The organism is Collinsella sp. AF31-11 (assembly GCF_003475605.1).
Classification (GTDB): Bacteria; Actinomycetota; Coriobacteriia; order Coriobacteriales; family Coriobacteriaceae; genus Collinsella.
In genome coordinates, this window is sequence record NZ_QRQS01000013.1 from 56,256 (window position 1) to 74,322 (window position 18,067).

Below are 18,067 nucleotides of genomic sequence, written 5' to 3' on the forward strand. Positions count from 1 at the left end.
GCACATAAATACGGTGCCGTTTGGAGGAACAGACCGGAAGCAAGGGGTCGATTCCTCCAGACGGCACCGCGTTTGTTTTGGCGCTCTGGATTATGTTAGGGCAAAGATTTAGCCGAAGAAAAAGCGGCTCGGGGGCGTGTCGCTTCCGTCACGTTCTATCAGCATACAAGACGGTTTCGGTTCTTGTCCGTGACGGAAACGGCACGCTTCCGAGCCGCTTCAAAAAAGAGGGCGCGGTCTAGGTCGCGCCCTCCACGATAGAGAGCTGGATTAGGCGCGGACCTTCTTGACGACGTCCATGGCCTCGCGAGCGATCTGCTCGACCTTGGAGAAGTCGCCGTCGGCGAACAGGGCCGGCTTGACCATCCAGGTGCCGCCGCAGGCGATGATGGCGGAGGAGCTCAGGTACTCCTCGACGTTAGCGGTGCTCACGCCGCCGGTGGGCATAAAGCGGTGACCGACAAACGGAGCGGCGAGGGCCTTGATGGTGTTGAGGCCGCCGTACTGGGCTGCCGGGAAGAACTTGGTGACCTTGAGGCCCAGGTTGACGGCAGCGGTGACCTCGGAGGGGGTCACGGTACCGGGCAGCACAGGCAGGTCGATATCGATGCAGTGCTTGACGACGTCCTCGTTGTAACCCGGGGAGACGATGAACTTGGCACCGGCGGCACGGGCCTGCTCAACCTGCTCGACAGTCAGGACGGTGCCGGCGCCCACGCACATCTCGGGCTCGGCCTCGGCCATAGCGGCGATGCACTCGGCAGCGCAAGCGGTGCGGAAGGTGACCTCGGCGGACTTCATGCCGGCGGCCATCAGGGCGTGGGCGAGCGGAGCGGCGTCCTCGACCTTGTCGAGCACGACGACCGGCACGATGCCCAGGGACTCAAGCGTGGTGTAGAACTGATTGAACATGATGTTCCTTTCGATGTGCGGCGCGCGAGTGCGCGTAATTGCTAAAGAAGATTGGCCATGGGCCGGTTCCGGATTGGTTATCGGAGGTACTGCTTGGGTCACAAGCAATTTCGGAACCGGCTACGAGGCCAGTCGTGAAGGAAATGCCAGGCGGAGCCGGAATGGGACTAAGTGGTTCTACCTGGCCGGGGAAAGCGGGGAGCGGGCTGCAGGGGTATGGGTATGGGAAACTGCAACCCGCGGAATGGGGAACGAATTAACGGGCGACGCGGGTGCCACCGTCGGCGGCGTTGGCCACGGCGGCGATCTCGTCGGCGGTCACCAGGTTGGAATCGCCCTTGATGGTGAGCTTGAGAATCGAGGCCGCAATGGCGTAGTTGACGGCGTCCTGCGGGTCGAAGTCGTTGATGAGGGCATGGACGAGGCCGGCGTTGAAAGCGTCGCCGGCGGCAACGCCCTCGAGCACGTGCACGTCGTGAGCAGGGGAGAACCAGTGCTCGCCGCTCTCGGCGTCATAGAGCATGCCCATCCAGATGGAGCGCTCGACGCAGGAGATGTTGCGGACGACCGAGGCGACCTTCTTGCAGCCGTACTCAGCGCAGATCTGACGGGCCATCTCGACGTAGGTGTCGCGCTCCTCGATGCCGTGGGCAAGGGAGCCGGAGACGCAGGTCATGCCGAGGCCGGCAGGTGCGTCCTCGTCGTTGGCGATGCAGATGTCGACGAGCGGCAGAAGCTCCTTCATGGTTGCCTGCGACTTCTCGGGCGACCACATCTTGCCGCGGTAGTTAACGTCGCACACGGTGGTGATGCCCTTGGCGCGGCAGGCGGTGAGAGCGTCCTTGCAGGCGGCGGCCATCTCGTCGGAGACGGCGGGCGTCACGCCAGAGAAATAGAAGACGTCGATGCCCTTGAGGATTTCGTCCCAGTCAAAGACGTCGCGCTTGGCCATGTTGATGGCCGAGTACTTGCGGTCGTAGACGCAGCCGTTGCCGCGCTGCGAGGCGCCGACCTCAAACACATAGGAGCCAAGACGGTCGCCCTGACGCACGACGCGCGTGGTGTCGACGTCGTAGACCTTCAGCGAGCGCAGAGCGCACTCGCCCAGGCGGTTGGCCGGAACGACGGAAACGTAAGCGGCCTTATCGCCCTGGTAGGACAGGGAAAGCGCGGTGTTTGCCTCGGCGCCGCCGTAGCGGACGTCGAACTCGGTGGCCTGCTCAATACGCAGGTGATCTTTGGGCGAGAGCCTCATCATGATCTCGCCGAAGGTAAGAACCGTTTTACCCATGGTCGCGTAGCTCCTTCTTGACTGTGCGTACACCTTTGATATGGCGTTGGCACGGAGGTGCCAAGACGGTAGGGTGCATCTTTGCACCTCCGTGCCAACGCTTACCGAAATCGGTTTACGAAATCGGTTTCGTTTCGAGTTGTAGTATACTCACCTACAACGTATTGCAAGCGAGATTTTTAAAAAATGCTTAAATGGCTAAGATTGCCGACACATGGGAAACGGGGTGCGCCATGGCGCAGATGAGAATCAAAGACATTGCCGCCGAGGCGGGCGTGAGCCCGGCCACGGTTTCGCGCTACCTCAATAACCGCCCCGGGCAGATGACCGAGGAAACCCGTGCTCGCATCGCGGCGGTTATCGAGCGCACTGGCTATCGCCCACGTGCCGCCGCACGCAATCTACGCAGCTCACGCACCAACCTCATCGGCGTGATTCTGGCCGACATTGGCAACCCGTTCTCGAGCGCCATGCTCGAAGGGCTTTCCGCCAGCGCCGCCGCGCGCGGCAGCTCGCTCATGACGGCCATTAGCGGCAACGACCCCGCCAAGGAGGCAGAGTCGCTCACCAGACTTATCGATGCCGGCGTGGACGGCCTGATCGTCAACACCTGTGGTGGCAACGACAAAGCGATCGCCGCGGCCGCGGGGCGCCTGCCTGTCGTTCTGCTCGACCGCGATGTTGCCAATGGCGGCATCGATCTGGTGACCTCTAACAACCGCGAGTTGGTCGCCGGCCTGGTAGACGCCTTGGTCGCCGCGGGCAGCGAGCACCTGTGCCTGCTCACCGAGGCAAGCGACGACAGCCCCGTGCGTCGCGAGCGCGCCGAGGCCTTTGCCGACGAGCTCTCGCGTCGCGCCCCGACCGGCGAGGTCGTCACCCTGGCCGACGGTGGCGCCGCGGGTGTCGGCCGCCTGGACGAGGCCATCCGCGACTATGCGGGCAAAAAGCTCGGCCTTATCGCCGTCAACGGCCTGGTCTTTCTGCGTCTGACCGAGGCGTTGGCGCAGCTGGGCCCCTCGCTGCCGGCGGGTCTCAAGATTGCGACGTTTGACGATTACCCCTGGAATCATGTGCTCTTTGGCGGCGTGACCACGGCCGCGCAGGACACCCTCACCATCGCCGAGCGCGTGGTCGAGCGTCTGTCTGAGCGCATCGATGTGGTCACCACCACGGTGGGCGATGCCGCAAAGCTCGCCCCCAAGCGCATCGAGATTCCCGGTCACATCGAACACCGCGCTTCGACCTCGCGCTAACCATTCGTTCGTGCTTGGCACCCGCCTGTTCGCGCACGTTTTTTGAGCGCTTGATACGCTTTAACCCTGCGGAAACATTTTTCTGCGATAGTATCTGCGGTATAGACCAGTCGAAACCCGCCCGAAAGAAAGGGGAGCGACATGAACCAGCAGAACATCGATTACGTACTCCGCTCCGTAGAGCAGCGTGACATCCGCTTTGTGCGTCTGTGGTTTGTCGACATTCTCGGCCGCCTCAAAAACTTTGCCATTAGCCCCGAGGACCTCGAGGTCGCATTTGAGGAGGGCATTGGCTTTGACGGCTCGGCCATCGAGGGTTTTGCCACGCCCGAGGAAGCCGATATGCTGGCGTTTCCCGATGCTTCGACCTTCCAGATTTTGCCGTGGCGTCCGAGCCACAACGGCGTCGCCCGTGTGTTCTGCGACGTGTGCACTCCCGATCGCAAGCCCTTCGCCGGCGATCCGCGCGATGCGTTGCGTCGCATGTTCCGCAAGGCAGAGAAAGCCGGCTATCTGCTCAACGTGGGCGCCGAGCTGGAGTATTACTACTTCCCCGACGAGCACACGCCCGAGCCTCTCGACAACGTGGGCTACTTCGATCTTTCGGTGAGCGATGCCGCTCGCGATCTGCGCCGCAACACGGTCCTTACGCTCGAGAAGATGTCCGTGCCCGTGGAGTACACCTTCCATGCCGCCGGTCGCTCGCAGCACGGCATGAGCCTGCGCCATGCCGAGGCCCTGAGCATGTCCGACGCCATTACCACGGCCAAACTCATCATTAAGCAGCAGGCTTACGAGAGCGGCTGCCACGCCTCCTTTATGCCCAAGCCGTTGGCGGGCGAGGACGGCAGCGCCATGTTTTTGCATCAGTCGCTGTTCGACCACGACGGCAACAATGTCTTTTGGGGCGAGGCCGACGAGAAGTACCACCTCTCCGATATTGCCAAGCATTACATGGCCGGCATCCTGGCGCACGCGCGCGAGATCAGCGCCATCACCAACCCCACCGTCAACTCGTACAAGCGCATCACCACGGGCGGCGACTCCGTGCCGCAGTACGCCACGTGGGGCTTGCGCAACCGCGCAAGCATGGTTCGCATCCCGGTCTACAAGCCCGGCAAGCAGCTGTCCACGCGCATCGAGCTTCGTAGCCCCGATCCCATGGCCAACCCGTATCTGGTCAACGCCGTCACGCTGGCGGCTGGTCTCGACGGCATTGAGCGCAAGCTGGAGCTCCCGCCCGAGGCCACGGCCGAGACGCTCAAGCTCAACGACCGCCAGATGCTCGAGGCCGGTTATACGCCGCTGCCGCGCTCGCTTAAAGAGGCACTCGACGTCTTTGAGGACTCGCAGTTTATGAAGGATGCCCTCGGCGAGCACATCCATAGCTTCTTCCTCAAAAAGAAGCGCGACGAGTGGCATAAGTTCGAATCCACGATCACCGAATGGGAGATCAAGCACTACCTGGCGAACTCCTAATCGCGCTGGCTTGTTCCAGTACGATTGAGCTCATTTCCTTGGAGGCCGATATGTCCGAAAAGAGTGCCCTGTTCATGGCGCGCACGACGCGCTTTCACGAGTTTGCCCGCAGCTTGACGACCACCCTGGGTGTCGAGGTGAGCCTGGCCACCCCCGATTCGCCGACTGCGGCGCACGACTTTGACCTGCTGATCCTCGATTCTGATGGCATCCGCAGCGACCGCATCGATCAGATTGCCAAGTGGCTTGACGATCGCGGTGGCGTTCCCATGTTGGTGATCGTCGACGACGAGGCGCTCGGCACCCTGCGCCTGCCCAATCACGCGCATGCCGACTTTGTATGCCCCACGGCGACGCCCAACGAGCTCAAGGCTCGTGCGCAGCGCCTGATGGGCGAGGAGGAGACCGTCACCGCCGACGATGTACTCAACATCGACAACCTCGAGATCAACCTGGCTACCTACCAGGTGACGCTCGATAACGAGCCCATCGACCTGACGCTGATGGAGTACTCGCTGCTGAGCTTTTTGGCCACGCACCCCAACCGCGCCTACAGCCGCGAGGTGCTGCTGCACCGCGTGTGGGGCTTTGAGTACTGCGGCGGTACGCGTACTGTCGACGTGCATATCCGACGCATCCGCTCCAAGGTGGGCCCGCAGATCGCGGCACACATCACCACCGTCCGCGGCGTGGGCTATCTGTTTAAGGACTAGATTTCCACCACAAAGGGGACAGGCGCCTTTGTGGTGGCTTTGCCACAGGTGGGGGTCCCTTTCGGGTCTGCAACAGAACTTAAACCTTCCTAAAAGATTTCGTTCTCATACACGTTCGCCCACATATTGGGGTACAACTCAACGTGAACAATGATGGCCCGCCACATGTTTGGCGGGCCTTTGGTTATTTGACGAAAGGATTGCAGCATGAACGAGAACGATCCCCAGCGTCCCCAGGATGCGGGCAACGCCGGCGAGACTCAGCAGCAGCCGCGCGTACAGGTGGAGTCGACGCCTGCCGACGGCAACAACATTCCCTACGTGCAGGCCTACGACACGCAGACCGGCAAGCCGCTGGGCGGCCAGCAGGTTGTAAACAAGCACACGGTGGTCAAGACCAAGACCAAAAAGCTGCCGATCTTTATTACGGCGCTTGCCGGTTGTGCCTGCGGAGCCTTGCTGGTCATCGCACTCATTATGAGTGGCACGCTCGATATTGGTGGCGGTAAGAATGCCGTGACGGCGGGTGCTTCGGGTTCATCGACGCAAAAGATCACCATCGACTCCGAGGACACCACGCTGGCCGAGGCCGTCTCTGCTAAGGCCCTGCCCTCCGTCGTTTCCATCGCCGCCACTTCGAGCGGTAGCCAGAATGGCTCGCTTTCGCAGTCTGCCGACGAGTCGGATAGCTCGGGCAGCGTCGGTTCGGGCGTGGTGCTCGATACCGAGGGCCACATCCTCACCAACAACCACGTGGTCGATGGTTACGACCAGTACGTGGTGACCATGGACGACGGCACCACCTATGAGGCCGAGTTCGTGGGCAACGATGCCTCGAGCGACCTCGCCGTCATCAAGCTCAAGGATGCCGATGCCTCCAAGCTCACCCCGATCGAGATCGGCGACTCCTCCAAGCTCAACGTGGGCGAGTGGGTCATGGCGATCGGTTCGCCGTTTGGCAACGAACAGTCTGTCTCCACGGGTATCGTGTCGGCACTGTATCGCTCCACGGCCATGAGCTCTACCAGCGGCAATACCATCTATGCCAACATGATTCAGACCGACGCCGCTATCAACCCGGGCAACTCCGGCGGCGCGCTCGTCAACGACAATGGTGAGCTTGTGGGTATCAACTCGCTCATCGAGAGCTATTCGGGCTCCAGCTCGGGCGTGGGCTTTGCCATTCCGGTCAACTATGCCAAGAACATTGCCGACCAGATCATCGACGGCAAGACGCCGGTGCATCCGTACATGGGCGCTACGCTTTCGAGCGTCAACGCGCTCAACGCCCGCACCAACAAGCTGAGCACCGATAGCGGCGCGTATGTGGCGAGCGTCGTTGAGGATGGTCCTGCTGCCAAGGCCGGCATTCAGGAGGGCGATGTCATCACCAAGCTGGGCGACGACGAGATCACGAGCGCCGATGGCCTGATCATCGCACTGCGCAGCCACGAGGTGGGCGAGAAGGTCGAGATCACGCTCATGCGCGGCAAGGAAGAGAAGAAGGTCACGGTTGAACTGGGCTCCGACGAGGAGCTGCAGAACCAGCAGCAGGACGACAGCGCGACCGACACCGGCAACGGCGGTATTACCGACGAACAGCTGCGCCAGTACCTGGAGGAGCTGCTAGGCCAGCAGGGCCAGGGCCAGGGCCAGGGCTACGGTCAGGGTTACTAACGAGCCACTCCACACATATCGAAGCCAGAGGGGGCTGTCCCGCCAACGCGGGGCAGCCCCCTCTTTTCGCGATGATCCCTTGGGGACGAGGAAAACGGATCACTTGTGGCTGGTAAGAGACTTGGTTCGGAATGGCCTGGACAGTTAGTTCAGATACGTATAAATCTGGGGCAGCTTGGGATGCGTTTTGAGCAATTTTTGATTGGGATGGGGCTTGAATGGGCGTTTGGGAGGGAGAGCGGGACGTTTACATGGTCTCAGGGAGCCCAAATTAGTTGAAACAGGGGTGTTCGTGCCTGATCCAGCTCTAGGATTTATACGTATCTGAACTAACTGTCCACCCCAGTCTGGCGGCTGCCGATTCGGTGCGGTTCGAGACCGCTATTCGGCCTCATTGCGACCGGTGGTACTCTAGTATCCGTTTGAAATCGAGCGAAGGAGTGCCGCTATGGAGCAATCGAGCCTGTTTGGTGACGGCGTGGACATCGATACCGAAACGCCCACGACCGCGGAAGCCACCGCACCGACCGATGCCCGTGCCCAAGCGGCAACACGCGCGGCCGAGCTGCGCCACGAGCTCGACTACCATGCCTATCGCTACTACATGCTCGATGCGCCCGAGATCACGGACGCCGCCTTTGACAAAATGCTCGTTGAGCTGCAGGAGATCGAGGCGGCCTATCCTGACCTGGTGACGCCCGACAGCTATACCCAGCGCGTGGGCGGCTACGTGAGCGAGCAGTTTACGCCGGTAACGCACATGGCGCGCATGTATTCCATGGACGATGCCATGGATCTGGACGAGCTCGACGCATGGCTCCAACGCACCGAGGATGCGCTCGGTGCCGGCAGCGTCACCTATACCTGCGAGCTTAAGATCGACGGTCTGGGCGTGGCGCTTACCTATCAAAACGGCACCTTTGTGCGCGCGGCCACACGTGGCGATGGCACCACGGGCGAGGACGTATCGCTCAACGTCCGTACCATCAAGGATGTGCCCATGCACCTGTCCGAGCCGGCGCTCGCCCACATGGGCGCCGACCGCGAGCGCACCATTGAGGTACGCGGCGAGGTCTATATGCCCAAAGGCAGCTTTGTGCGTCTGAATGAAGAGGCCGATGCCGAGGGCCGCGACCCCTTCGCCAACCCGCGCAACGCCGCTGCAGGATCCTTGCGCCAAAAAGACCCCAAGGTCACGGCGCGTCGCGACTTGGCCACCTTTATCTATGCCATTGCCGATACCGACCCGTTGCACGTCCACAGCCAGCGCGAATTTCTCGACTGGCTGCGCAACGCCGGCTTTAGCGTCAACCCCAACGTGGCTCGTTGCGCCACGCCGGCCGAGGTCCACGAGTTCTGTGCCCAGGCGCTCGAGCACCGCGGCGACCTGGACTACGACATCGACGGCGTGGTCGTAAAGGTTGACAGCTTCCAGCAGCAGCTCGACCTAGGTTTTACCGCCCGCGCACCGCGCTGGGCCATTGCCTTTAAGTTCCCGCCCGAGGAAAAGCAGACCATCCTGCGCGAGATTCGAATCCAGGTTGGTCGCACCGGCGTACTCACGCCGGTCGCCGAGTTCAACCCGGTGACGGTCGCCGGTTCCACCATCGCGCGCGCCACGCTGCACAACATCGACGAGATTCGCCGCAAAAACGTGCGCGAGGGCGATACCATCATCGTGCACAAGGCGGGCGACGTGATTCCCGAGGTCGTGGGGCCGGTGCTCGACAAACGCCCGGCCGATTCGGTCGACTGGCACATGCCAGAGGTCTGTCCCGTGTGCGGCAGCCCCGTGGTCCACGAGGATGGCGAGGTGGCATATCGCTGCGTGTCCATCGACTGCCCGGCGCAGCTCAAGGAGCGCCTGCTCCACTGGGTGAGCCGCGGCTGCATGGACGTGGACGGCCTGGGCGACGAGATCGTCGACAAGATGATCGCTGCTGGCCTGATCCACGATGTCGCCGACTTCTACCAGCTCACGGTCGACGACATCGCCGGCCTAGACACGGGTCGCGTGTATGCCAGCTCCAACAGCAAAAAGGGCGTCAAGAAGGGTGACCCCATCCCGGTGGGCCTCAAGACGGCCGAGAAAATCATCGCCGAGCTCAACAAGTCCAAGAGCCAGCCGCTCGGTCGCGTACTGTTTGCCCTGGGTATCCGCCACGTGGGCAAGAGTGTGGGCGAGGTCATCGCCGAACGATTCCTGTCGATTGACAAGCTCATCTTGGCAAGCGAAGAGGACATCGCCGAGTGCGAGGGCATCGGTCCCAAGATTGCGGCAAGCGTCAAGCAGTTCCTGGCCGTGCCCGAGAACCTTGCCGTGTTGGAGCGCCTGCGCCAGGCGGGCCTGTCGCTCGAGGTCGACTTGGGCGCCGCGCACGCGCAGGCCGCAGCCGACGCTGGCGTGGCGGGTGAGCTTGCTGACGCACAGCCGCTTGCGGGTCTGACCTTCGTGCTCACCGGCACGCTCGTCAACCGCACCCGCGACGAGGCGGGCGCGGCGCTCAAGGTGCTCGGCGCCAAGGTTTCGGGCAGCGTGTCAAAGAAGACGAGCTATCTGGTCGCCGGCCCCAAAGCGGGCTCCAAGCTCACCAAAGCCGAGCAGCTGGGCGTGCCTGTATTGGATGAGGACGCACTCGAGCAGATTCTTGCGACTGGTGAGGTGCCCCAGGCTTAAGGCGCCGATAGCCAAATTAATCAAATTGAAGAGCCTCCCGGATGGTCCGATGCTATCCGGGAGGTTTTTATTCGGCCGCAGTAACGGGCACCGTGATCTGCGTCACGTAGGTTGCTGGGTCGTCGCTGATAATGTCATCGATCAAGGCGATCTCGCGCGAGGAGCCGGCGGGTACTATGCCGTGCTCGTGCATATAGCCGAGCAACCGCTCGTAGCGTGGGGCTGCTTGCCCGTGCGTGCCGCGGAAGCTTATGGTCAGGCAGTGCGCGGCAGGTCGCGTCTCAACGTCACCCAAGTAATCATCGGTGTCATCGAGCATCAGACAGACCTCGTCGTAGCCATCAAAATCACCGGCGGCGAGGCGCTCGGCGCCAATCCCGACGCCCAAGTTGCCCAGAAAGACAAAGGTCTCGTGCTACCCCTTCTGCAGTTGACGAATCTGCCACTCCAGCGCATAGGCGTCGGTGGGGTTGACGCGTTCGCGCAGCACGGCGCAGCGAAGCTCGGGTGCATCGATTGCGCAAATGGTATCGAGCTCGGTGTTCAAGGCATCGTGAAGCAGGGTAAGCCGGTTGTCAATCTTGCGCGACACGCGCTCCAGTTCGCGGCGCTTGCGTTCGATGAGCTCCTGCTGCTGAGCCAGCTGCCGCTGCATAAGGTTCACATCGCGCGTGGTCACAAACTCACGGATTTGTGCGAGCGGCAAGTCGAGAACGCGCAGGTGGCTGATGGTGTTAAGGGTGGAGAGCTGCCGTGATCCGTAGTAGCGGTACCCGCTCGCCGGATCGATGTGCGCCGGGTCCAGCAAGCCCATCTGCTCGTAATGGCGCAGCGTGCCCACGCTCAGGTTAAACATGCGCGCCACTTCGCCAATGCGGAGCAGGCCCTCGGTATGTTCAGTTGGCGTGTCGGTCATGGGACCGCTCCTTTCGGTGGGCGGGGGAACGCTGGGGCCATGCAGCGCGGCCGTCGTATGACACGAACGAGCCGCTACGCCATCAGCTTGTCAAAAGCTCCGCGACGGTTGAGTACGGTAAATGCCACCACGCAAATAATCACCGACAGAATCGACCCGCACGGCGAGGCGATGCCCATGGGGAACAGCGTGTCGGAGTAGGCGTTCGACAGCAGCCACGCGCCGGGCACGCGAATGAGCACCACTGCCAGCACGTTGTGCGCAAAGCCGATGTAGCTCTTGCCATACGCAGCGAAAAAACCGCTAAAGCAAATGTGGATGCCGGCAAAGATCGCGTCAAAAATATAACTGCGCATATAGCCGGTGCCGGCCGCAACGACCGCGGCGTCCTTGGCAAAAAAGCCGAGAAACGCCGGTGCCACCAGCCACATCAGCACCGTGATCAGGCAGCCATATATCACCGAGATGGTCATGGCATCTTTGAGCACCTGACGCGCGCGGTCGCCCTTGCCCGCGCCGGCGTTTTGCGCCGTGAGCGCGCTGACGGTGGCGCCCATGGAACTCGGCACGATAAACAAAAAACTGATCATCTTTTCGACCAAGCCCACGGCGGCGGCGTCGACGAGCCCTCGGTGGTTGGCGATGACGGTGATGAACATAAACGCCACCTGGATGCAGCCGTCCTGCACGGCCACGGGCACGCCGATCTTAAGAATGCTGCTGAGCACCTCGGGCTGGGGACGCAGGTCGCTGCGCTTGAGGTGAATGTGCGTGCGGCGGCTCTTGAGCCACACGAGCGCGAGGGCAACGCTTGCCGTCTGGGCGGTTACCGTGCCGAGTGCCGCGCCCACGGGGCCGAGTCCCATGTGGCCGATAAACAAAAAATCGAGCGCGATGTTGATGATGCACGCCACGCCGATCACGTACATGGGCGAGCGCGAATCGCCCAGGCCGCGAAAGATGGCCGAGAGGATGTTGTACGCGGCGATAAACGGAATGCCGACAAAGCAGATGCGCAGGTAGGCAGCGGTGCCTTCGACCGCCTCGGCCGGCGTGCCAATGAGCGCCACGATCTGCGGGCACAGCGCAAACAAGACGGCGGCCAGCACCACCGAGACGCCCATAAAGAGCGTGATGGTGTTGCCGATGGCGGCCTCGGCGCGGTCAAAGCGGCGCGAACCCACGGCGTGGCCGACGATGACTGTCGTTCCCATGGCCAGGCCCACGAGCGTCACGGTAATGATATAGAGCGTCTGCGCGCCATTGCCCACGGCGGTGATGCCGGCCGCGCCGCTAAACTGTCCCATCATGTACAGGTCGGCCATGCCGTAGAGCATCTGCAAAAAGTACGAGAGCATATAGGGCAGGGCAAAGACCGCAATGGTCTTAAGGACATTGCCGCGTGTGAGGTCGTGTTCCATGGGCGGGGCACTTTCTGGCTTGGGTCGTTTAGCTACCAGTGTAGTGAAAACCCTACAACGAGTGTAGAGTCAAGGTTTGAGTTGAGGACCGGGCGAAAAAGTTGCGTGCGTAGGCATTTCCAATTGAATGCAGGTGCGTTGAACCATGTCGAGTTCACGCTAGAAAACGCCATTTGCCCTGCGTCGTGTCGTACGCATGTCGACCTATTCTTCCCGTGCGGTACTATATTCCCTAAAGAATAAAGACCAGCGTGAGGGGAGGGCTGCGTGGACGGGCACGTGCAACATGACGGCTTTGGCCGCGATATCAACTACCTGCGCATTGCCGTTACCGACAAGTGCAATTTCCGCTGTATTTACTGCATGCCGGCCGAAGGCGTGGCGCCCCGCGTGCACGACGAGCTGCTCAGCGCCGAGGAAATCGCCCGCTTTGTGCGCCTGGTGGCGGGGGAGGCATTCGCCGCGTGCGCCTGACGGGTGGCGAGCCGCTGGTCGGCCGCCGTATCATCCCGCTCATTCGCGACATCCGCGCGATTCCGCAGATCGAGGACATCTCGCTTACCACCAATGGCGCCCTGCTGCCCAAGCTGGCGCCGCAGCTCAAAGACGCCGGGCTTAACCGCGTCAACATTTCACTCGATACGCTCGACCCGTGCTGTTTGAAGAGATCACCCGCTTGGGCCGGCTCGAGCAGACCATGGCCGGCATCGACGCGGCGCTGGCCTGGGGCTTTGAGCCCGTCAAGGTCAACTGCGTTGTTGTGCGCAGGCTCAACCAAGATGTGGCGGCCCTCGCGCGCCTGACCGTCGACCGTCCCATTCACCTGCGCTTCATCGAATACATGCCCATCGGCGACGAGCGTACGAGCTCTCATTGCGCCGTGGACCCTCATGCGCCCACGCTCAATCCGGCGCTGTGGGATGCGAGCGACACCGTGCCGAGCGACGAGCTACGGGCGCGCGTCAATGCGGGGCCGCCACGGTGGGCCTGGGCGAGCTCGAGCCGCTCGACATCACCGACGCTCCTGCCGGCACGGGTCCCGCGCGCTATTGGCGCTTTCCGGGTGCGGCGGGAACGGTCGGCTTTATCAGCGCCATGTCCAACCATTTTGCGCGAGCTGCAACCGCCTGCGCCTGACGGCCGACGGCAACGTGCGTCCGTGCCTGTTCGGCGATGCCGAGTATTCGGTGCGTGAGGCGCTGCGCCGTGGTGATGATATGCAGGTGCTTTCGATTTGGCGCGATGCCGTGGCCCACAAACCGCAGGAACACGCGATAATTGAGGGCACGCAACGATTTATGTCCCAAATCGGAGGAGGATCATATGGCCAAGAGCAGGTACGCCGATGCCACCAAGGCCGCTCGCAGGGCCGCGATGTCTGCCCACAAAGTCACGGCTGCGGCGAATGCTGGCAACGCCGACGCGACCGCACAGCCGTCTGCCGGCGCTGCTGCCGAGCCCGCTCGCGACGCCCGCCGCGACGAGCTAACGCATGTGGATGCCAAGGGCGAGGTTCGTATGGTCGACGTGTCCGACAAGGCCGAGACCCATCGCATCGCCATCGCCGAGGGCACCATCCTCATGCATCCCGAGACGCAGGCCATGGTGCTGCAGGATCGCGCCAAAAAGGGCGATGTGCTTGCCTGCGCGCGCGTAGCGGGCATCATGGCCATCAAGCGCACGAGTGACATCATCCCCATGTGCCATCCGCTGCTCGTTACCAAGAGTAAGTGCGATATCGAGCCTATCGCGCCGGCGGGGACGCCCGTCGAGGACGTGCCCGAGGGCTGGGCGCCGTCACGCGCAGACGGGCAGGTCGGCTTTCACGTGCTGGTCACAGCCGGTGTGACGGGCAAGACCGGTATTGAGATGGAGGCCCTGACTGGCGTGAGCGCCGCGTGCCTGACCATCTACGACATGTGCAAGGCCGTCGACCGCGGCATGGAGATCGTCGACGTACGCCTGCTGCACAAGGAAGGCGGCCACTCGGGCGTGTGGGATCGCGCCGAGCGTCAGGCCGCTGCTGTTGAGTCCGTGACCGCCGACGGTGCCGCACCCGCGAGCGCATCCGTTGCCATCGCGTCCGCAGTTCCGGCCCCGGCCGTCCCCGCGATCGCATTTATCGGCTACCAGAACTCGGGCAAGACCACGCTCGTCGAGAAGGTTATCGCCGAGCTCACCCGCCGCGGCCTGCGCGTGGGCTCGCTCAAGCATCACGGGCATCATGGCTTTGATATCGATGTTCCCGCTAAGGATACGTGGCGCCATCACCAGGCCGGATCCAAGCACGTGGGGCTCATCTGCGCCACGCGCTGGGCGGAGTATGCCGATACGCGCGAGGAGGACGAGATGCCCGCGCGCGAGCTGCTGTTGCGCTACGGCGATGTTGACGTGGTGATCATCGAGGGCTACAAGACCGAGGGCTTCGACAACATCGTGGTCGCGCGCTCCGGCGTCGATCGCCTGCGCGGCAAGAGCTCGCTCGACCTGGTCGACGGCCGCACGCTGGCGCTCGCCTGCAACGAGGCCCTGGCGCGTCAGGCCTTCGATGCGGGCTTTGCAACCCGAGCCATCAACATCAACGACGCCCGAGCCATCTGCGACCTGATTCAGGACCATCTGGCCTAAAACCTGCCAAAAAGGGACAGGTTTATTCTGACAGGTTTTATCTGGGCAAACGTCATTTCCACCACAAAGGGGACAGGCACCTTTGTGGTGGTTTTTGCTTTGGTAGATGTGTGGGACATGTCTTACAATCTACCAAGTAGTTCATGACGGGCGAAAAACGGAGAGAAGGGGCTTGATGCGTCCTTAATGTTTCATGCGGATAGATTGATTTGACAGACGGTGGCGAATGCCCACCGTCCGCATTCGTATGAAACAAGGAGTCTTCATGCTCGCCTCTCTTTTCTCAAAGCCTCAGTCATCGCTGTCCGTGCAGGCCAAGCGCCTGGTGGCGATGCGCTTTCTCATCTACACCGGCTTCCAAACCAGCTACTTTATCGGCGTCATCGGAACACTTACCTATGCGGACGGCGCTTCGGTCGTCGCGACGTCGCTGGCCGTCCTGTTTATGAACGTCTTCGTGATCCTGGGGTCCTTTGCGGGCGGTGCGGCGCTCGACGCCTGGGGTCCGCGCCGCCATTTCTTGCTGAGTATCGTCGGCGCGCTGGCAACTGGCACGGCAATCATCGCCTTTGGCAGCGCGACCGAAACAGTCCTTGCCGGCGCGGTGCTCCTGGGCTTTGTGATGGGATTCGCTCAGCCCATCGCCACATCCTATCCGGCCTACCTCACCGACGACCCCGTCGAGCTCAAGGACATCAACTCCGCCATCACCATGTTCTCTAACGTGAGCATTATCGTTGGCCCCACGCTGGGCGGCTTTCTTGCGGCGGCCGCATCGTCGCGCGCGGTGTTTGTGCTTATGATGCTGTTTATCGTGCTGGCGCTCATCGCCGGCTGGGGCTTTAAGCCGAGGGAAGGCCGCATCGCCGGGCACGCGGGCCAAAGCTCCAACCCCAACACGTCCGCCCGCACCACCTTCGCGGCCAGCATCAAGACGGTCTTCACCAACAGCGTCCTCGCGCTACTTTTCTGCATTGTCTTCCTTTCGAACTTTGGCTACGGTGCCTTCGATCCGCTGGAGTCGTTCTTCTATCGCGACGTCCTGCACGTCGGCGTCGAGTGGATGGGCTGGCTATCGTCGGCTTCCGGCGTGGGCGCGGTGCTGGGCGCCGTGGTCGCGCTCCGCATGCCGTCACGCCTCGTCAGCCTTAAAACGCTGCTCGTGGCGCTTATGTCCGTAGGCCTGGGAAGCCTGCTTTACGTAGGCACGCCGTACGTGGGCGTGGCCCTCATCGGTCAGATCGCCCTTGGCGTTGCCTGGGGTGTCGTCAATCCGCTCCACAACACCATCGTGCAAACGACGGCTCCGCTCGATCAGCTCGGCCGCGTTAACTCGGTCATGGGCTTTGGCAACATGTTCGCCGGCGTGGCCCCGCTGGCGATTGCTCCGTGGCTGGCAGCAACATTTGGCGTGCAGCAGACACTCGTAGGCGCGGGCCTGGTCGTAACGGCAGTTCCCGCGGCGCTGCTGCTCTTTGGACACAAGCATTTGGACCGCTAACCTGCCAAAAAGGGACAGGTTTATTTTGGCAGGTTTTATCTGGGCAAACGTCATTTCCACCACAAAGGGGCCAGGCACCTTTGTGGTGGTTTTTGCTTTGACGGGCCGCGCCTGTGCCTTGGTATACCATGTACGCCGTTCACGAATACACCCCACACCGCCGCACAACCCAGAAAGGCCCCCATGGACACCACCTTCAGCCACATCAAAGCCGTGTTCTGCGATATCGACGGCACGCTGCTCACGAGCGAGCACACGGTGTCCCCGCGCACCGTGGCGGCGGTCCGCGCCCTGCGCGAGCGCGGCGTGCTCTTTGGCCTGTGCACCGGGCGCGACGCCCACGCGACCGAGGTCATGTACGAGCTCTGGGGCATCGAAGGCCTGGTGGACGTGCTGGTGGGCTGCGGTGGCGCCGAGGTCATCGACCGCGCACACGACATCAACGAGCTGAGCTATCCGCTGCCGGGCGAGACCATCGCGCGCATCTGCAAGCACATGGCGGACCTTCCGGCAACGCCCGTCTGCCCCCGAGACGGCGTGTTCTACGTGCCCGAGAGCAACGCGTGCGTCGAACACCTGTCGCGTGTCGACGGCGTGCCCTACAAGGTGGTCGATTTTGCCGAGTTCTTGCGCGAACCGCAGCCCAAGGTGATGTTTACCATGGCACCCGAGGTAATGCCGCGGGTGATTGAGCGGGCGTCGACGTTTGCCGATAGCACCGTCAAGGCGGCGGCTCTGCAAACCACGCAGCGGCTCTACGAGTTCATGGACCCGCGCGTGTCCAAGACGCGCGGCCTTGTGCGCGTGGCGGAGCTCAACGACATGGAGCTCCAGAACATCTGCGTGTTTGGCGATGCCGATAACGATACCTGCATGGTGGCCGACGCCGGCGTGGGCGTGACCATGGCAAACGGCAGCGATGCCACCCGCGCCGCCGCCGACTATGTGACCGCGAGCAACGACGAAGACGGCGTCGCGATCTTTATCGAGGAGCATCTGCTGTAGCACTGTGCGTTGGACCAAAACCACCACGAAGGGGACAGTGACACCTTTGTGGTGGTTCGATCGGGCGCCCCGGCAACCGATTGCCGGGGCGCTTTTTTGTGCCGAGGTGAATTGACGCGGGGAACAAGCGGCAGTATTCAAGAGTAGATGTATGAACATGTTATCGTTGACATTAGCTGCATGGGAATTGACTATCTAGTTGATAGGTTATCCTGGCAGGTAAATGGGCTACCGCTTACGGGCAAATATCGACCGTTCGCAGACCGAGTGGGTTAGAACAAAATGTTGTACAAATAACAACAAAGTGTCATTTATCCAGATCTGCCAATAAATCTACCTGCAGTTTCGCAACTGCGAAACACACCCAAAACACTGCATAATTTGAACAAATGTCAAGAAATAAGACTTTGAGAAAAAGAAAATGTAAGAGTCGGACTTTTCGTTGTTTAAACAATGAGTAATAATATGCATATCGAGCGCGAGCAATTATAGGTTGCGCGCTCAAGTTTGATCGTGAAAGAGCAAGATCGCGGCCTTTTTTGGGAGGAGGTGTTAGCGTCGGATTATTTTAGCCAAATATAGTCGGCCGAG

16 protein-coding genes and 1 pseudogene are annotated in these 18,067 nt (G+C 61.7%); 12 read left to right on the forward strand and 5 right to left on the reverse strand.

Going from position 1 to position 18,067, the window contains the following annotated elements; translation table 11 throughout:
* Positions 1-270: 270 nt before the first annotated feature.
* Positions 271-912: a bifunctional 4-hydroxy-2-oxoglutarate aldolase/2-dehydro-3-deoxy-phosphogluconate aldolase gene (gene eda, locus DWZ22_RS08860; protein WP_117743208.1), complete on the reverse strand. Its 642-nt coding sequence runs from the start codon at positions 910-912 to the stop codon at positions 271-273.
* Positions 913-1,168: 256 nt separating this feature from the next.
* Positions 1,169-2,203: a sugar kinase gene (locus DWZ22_RS08865; RefSeq protein ID WP_117743209.1), complete on the reverse strand. Its 1,035-nt coding sequence runs from the start codon at positions 2,201-2,203 to the stop codon at positions 1,169-1,171.
* 233 nt (positions 2,204-2,436) lie between these two features.
* Between DWZ22_RS08865 and DWZ22_RS08870 the strand changes: the two genes are divergently transcribed.
* From DWZ22_RS08870 to ligA, 5 genes are all read left to right on the forward strand, one after another.
* Positions 2,437-3,459 carry a LacI family DNA-binding transcriptional regulator gene (locus tag DWZ22_RS08870; protein ID WP_158557577.1) on the forward strand — a complete coding sequence of 341 codons (1,023 nt, stop codon included), beginning with the start codon at positions 2,437-2,439 and terminating at the stop codon, positions 3,457-3,459.
* Between the two features lie 141 nt (positions 3,460-3,600).
* Positions 3,601-4,938: a glutamine synthetase family protein gene (locus DWZ22_RS08875; protein WP_117798990.1), complete on the forward strand. Its 1,338-nt coding sequence runs from the start codon at positions 3,601-3,603 to the stop codon at positions 4,936-4,938.
* A gap of 50 nt (positions 4,939-4,988) precedes the next feature.
* On the forward strand, positions 4,989-5,651 hold the full coding sequence (locus tag DWZ22_RS08880) for a response regulator transcription factor (RefSeq protein WP_006234733.1): 663 nt from the start codon (positions 4,989-4,991) through the stop codon (positions 5,649-5,651).
* Between the two features lie 207 nt (positions 5,652-5,858).
* Positions 5,859-7,328, forward strand: a complete 1,470-nt coding sequence (locus tag DWZ22_RS08885) for a S1C family serine protease (protein WP_118405937.1) — start codon at positions 5,859-5,861, stop codon at positions 7,326-7,328.
* Between the two features lie 448 nt (positions 7,329-7,776).
* A complete protein-coding gene (ligA, locus tag DWZ22_RS08890) occupies positions 7,777-10,005 on the forward strand; it encodes an NAD-dependent DNA ligase LigA (protein WP_117798989.1) in 2,229 nt (742 codons plus the stop codon).
* A 67-nt stretch (positions 10,006-10,072) separates the two neighbouring features.
* Here the strand turns inward: ligA and DWZ22_RS08895 are convergent, their stop codons facing one another.
* The 3 genes from DWZ22_RS08895 to DWZ22_RS08905 all read right to left on the reverse strand — a co-directional run bounded on the left by DWZ22_RS08895 (position 10,073) and on the right by DWZ22_RS08905 (position 12,342).
* A complete protein-coding gene (locus DWZ22_RS08895; RefSeq protein WP_118405938.1) occupies positions 10,073-10,393 on the reverse strand; it encodes a hypothetical protein in 321 nt (106 codons plus the stop codon).
* 27 nt (positions 10,394-10,420) lie between these two features.
* Entirely contained in the window at positions 10,421-10,921 is a 501-nt protein-coding gene (locus DWZ22_RS08900) for a helix-turn-helix domain-containing protein (protein WP_118405939.1), read from the reverse strand.
* A gap of 74 nt (positions 10,922-10,995) precedes the next feature.
* Positions 10,996-12,342, reverse strand: coding sequence for an MATE family efflux transporter (locus DWZ22_RS08905; protein WP_117734659.1), 1,347 nt, complete (start codon positions 12,340-12,342; stop codon positions 10,996-10,998).
* Positions 12,343-12,609: 267 nt separating this feature from the next.
* Here DWZ22_RS08905 and DWZ22_RS10505 point away from each other — a divergent pair, with 267 nt between their 5' ends.
* From DWZ22_RS10505 to DWZ22_RS08925, 7 genes and pseudogenes are all read left to right on the forward strand, one after another.
* Complete coding sequence (locus DWZ22_RS10505) at positions 12,610-12,816, forward strand: hypothetical protein (RefSeq protein ID WP_233505222.1); 207 nt, start codon at positions 12,610-12,612, stop codon at positions 12,814-12,816.
* Positions 12,807-13,145 (forward strand): radical SAM protein, encoded by a 339-nt coding sequence (locus DWZ22_RS10510; protein WP_233540337.1) that lies wholly within the window; start codon positions 12,807-12,809, stop codon positions 13,143-13,145. The genes DWZ22_RS10505 and DWZ22_RS10510 overlap by 10 nt, the downstream gene beginning before the upstream one ends.
* A 70-nt stretch (positions 13,146-13,215) precedes the next feature.
* Positions 13,216-13,479, forward strand: coding sequence for a hypothetical protein (locus DWZ22_RS10515; RefSeq protein WP_233546482.1), 264 nt, complete (start codon positions 13,216-13,218; stop codon positions 13,477-13,479).
* Positions 13,476-13,556, forward strand: a pseudogene (locus DWZ22_RS10520) (hypothetical protein); the annotation flags it as partial. The gene DWZ22_RS10515 and the pseudogene DWZ22_RS10520, both read left to right, overlap by 4 nt.
* A gap of 109 nt (positions 13,557-13,665) precedes the next feature.
* Positions 13,666-14,970, forward strand: a complete 1,305-nt coding sequence (gene mobB / locus DWZ22_RS10625) for a molybdopterin-guanine dinucleotide biosynthesis protein B (protein ID WP_118405940.1) — start codon at positions 13,666-13,668, stop codon at positions 14,968-14,970.
* A gap of 265 nt (positions 14,971-15,235) precedes the next feature.
* Positions 15,236-16,471, forward strand: a complete 1,236-nt coding sequence (locus tag DWZ22_RS08920; protein WP_158573320.1) for an MFS transporter — start codon at positions 15,236-15,238, stop codon at positions 16,469-16,471.
* A 183-nt stretch (positions 16,472-16,654) separates the two neighbouring features.
* Positions 16,655-17,476, forward strand: coding sequence for an HAD family hydrolase (locus DWZ22_RS08925; RefSeq protein ID WP_118405942.1), 822 nt, complete (start codon positions 16,655-16,657; stop codon positions 17,474-17,476).
* Positions 17,477-18,067: the final 591 nt, after the last annotated feature.